We start from the raw sequence: 1539 nt of genomic DNA on the forward strand, positions 1-1539 counted from the left end.
GTCATGACCGTAGCCAAGCATCAACTGTTGAGCTGAAAAGAAGCGCAAATGTCATCCCTGATCGAAGACGACTATTTCATCATCTATGATTCGATGCCTTACAGATCACGATTCCTGGTTCCGTGCTAAAGTACTGCAAGCCCTCGAGGATAGGCGAGCCGACATCGAAGACGCCGACGCCGATAAGCATTTCAGTACACACCGGTCAGCGCCACTGCTTAAGGCAAGCGAGACTGATGAGACAAGTCTGGTCGCAATAACGCTCTTGATGATCGCGACAGTATCTTCAGCTATATCGAAGCAGAAACCCGCGCGCGGCGGTTCATGTCGATAAAGAGGTCGTTCGCGCCGCGCGTCGTCTCCTTGAGTTTTCTGAAAGCGGACGCCCCGGCCGGATTGCTGGAACACGCGAACTTGTTATTTCGCGCACGCCTTATATTGCGGCCTATGCGGTGATGCCAGGACTCGTATCCTGAGTGTCTTGCATGGCGCCAAAATATGGCCTTCTGCGATCGAAGGTAAGTAGGCTTTTAACCGACTGCGACCGCTCCGTTGTCATTCGAAAATCTGGCCTTCTTCGCCCGAAGAAAGGTCGGCTTTTCACCCACGCCGCCCGCGCCTTTCTCATTCGAAATGTGGCGGCCTTGCTCTTGTCGCAGCTTCAACGGCGCGAACCTCCCACCGATTTGGAGGTCCCTACAAAGGACCGGAGGTGCCGCCGATACCGGCCGAACCAGCCTGCGGTTGGCGGCGAGATAAAAAGGCACCGGACTTTCGGCCGACATCGCCTGCGCCGGCACCATTCTGCCCGAAACATTGGCGATCGAATGATGATGACCGCTTGCCGCAAGTAGCGTTCCAGCCGACAGGTCGGCATCGGCATGCGCGATGAGGTCAATAACCGGCTTCGGCGCCTCGGCCCCGCTCGACACGCCCTTGAGGCCGACTTCCAGGATGCTGCTTGCCGCCTCGACTCCCAGGAGGTGGCGCGGCAGATAGAGCATTGCGGTACGGCCCGACCGGTTGACCACGTGGCCCTTTTCAGCAAGCATTGCCCATGTCTCCGCATCGTTGCATTCGACTGTAACGAAGACACCACCGGCGAAGCTGACTTCGCCAGGGAGCCGGAGGCAATGAAACACGTCTAGAGTTGATTTGCCAGTGAGCAGACCACCCTCCTCCACCGGTGAGAAGAAGTCCGCCACTTCGCCGATGCGTGCGATGGGGGCGTGCAGATCCAACCGATCCACCGTGAAGCCGGTCGCATTGGCAACAAGGGTCAGCTCGCAAAGATCAGGCACCGTCCTCTGCGGCAGCGCCGCTGCTGCCTGCGCCCTGCCCGCGGCGACATCCGGGGTCGCAAGGGTGCCCAGCTCGAGCCATGCGGCAAACTGCGGTGCATAGAGCGACGTGCCGTTGCAGGTCAGGATGTTTTCGGCCGGATCAAAGACGAAGTCGTATTCGCTGGATTTGCCGGCAGCGATGATATTTAGACCGAGAACCTGAGCCCAACTGATCAGCCCTATCAGTAGGCTTGGC

1 protein-coding gene and 2 pseudogenes are annotated in these 1539 nt (G+C 58.3%); 2 read left to right on the forward strand and 1 reads right to left on the reverse strand.

Features of this window, described 5'->3' with window-relative positions; genetic code table 11:
* Positions 1 to 106 precede the first annotated feature (106 nt).
* Both C9413_RS34595 and C9413_RS32015 read left to right on the forward strand, forming a co-directional pair.
* Positions 107 to 229, forward strand: a pseudogene (locus C9413_RS34595) (type II toxin-antitoxin system RelB/DinJ family antitoxin); the annotation flags it as partial.
* A gap of 7 nt (positions 230 to 236) precedes the next feature.
* A pseudogene (locus C9413_RS32015) lies at positions 237 to 526 on the forward strand (type II toxin-antitoxin system RelE/ParE family toxin).
* A 4-nt stretch (positions 527 to 530) separates the two neighbouring features.
* On the opposite strand, the gene C9413_RS32020 reads toward C9413_RS32015, so the two are convergent.
* Positions 531 to 1539, reverse strand: a 1009-nt coding sequence (locus C9413_RS32020) for a flagellar biosynthesis protein FlgA (protein ID WP_246703917.1), incomplete at its 5' end; no start/stop codon positions are given.

The organism is Rhizobium sp. SEMIA 4085 (assembly GCF_013004495.1).
Lineage (GTDB): Bacteria > Pseudomonadota > Alphaproteobacteria > Rhizobiales > Rhizobiaceae > Rhizobium > Rhizobium gallicum.